Below are 533 nucleotides of genomic sequence, written 5' to 3' on the forward strand. Positions count from 1 at the left end.
GTGCTGCACGTCCCCGACAGGCACCTCCACCCGACCGGCTGGCAGCTGATCCGGACGGTCGTGGAGCAGTTCGGCATCGACGTGGTGATCGACACCGGGGACATCACCGACTGGGGCAGCGAACCGGAGGCCTCCTTCGTCGGCTCGATCGGCGTGCTGAAGAAGCCGTACGTCTTCATCCGGGGCAACCACGACTCCGGCAAGACCGCCGCCGCGGTGGCCCGCCAGCCGAACGCGATAGTCCTGAACAACACCACCACGACCGTCGCCGGGCTGACCATCGCCGGCATCGGCGACCCGCGTTTCACCCCGGACAAGAACACCTCCCCGGCCGGCAGCGGACTGACCCAGCAGGTGGCCGACCAGGTGATCGGGGCCGGCAACCAGCTCGCCGTGACGATCCGCAACTCACCGCGACCGGTCAACATCGCTCTCGTGCACGACCCGGCGTCGGCCGGGCCGCTCGCCGGCACCTGCCCGCTGGTGCTGGCCGGGCACACCCACGCCCGGCAGGTGTCCAAACTGCCGGAAAC

At 70.0% G+C, this 533-nt stretch carries 1 protein-coding gene; it reads left to right on the plus strand.

Annotated elements, in window-relative coordinates; translation table 11 throughout:
• The coding region (locus KBX53_RS35385) for a metallophosphoesterase (RefSeq protein ID WP_210864077.1) at window positions 1–533 on the plus strand (533 nt) is incomplete at both ends.

This window comes from Micromonospora sp. M51 (assembly GCF_018070305.1).
Classification (GTDB): domain Bacteria; phylum Actinomycetota; class Actinomycetes; order Mycobacteriales; family Micromonosporaceae; genus Micromonospora; species Micromonospora parva.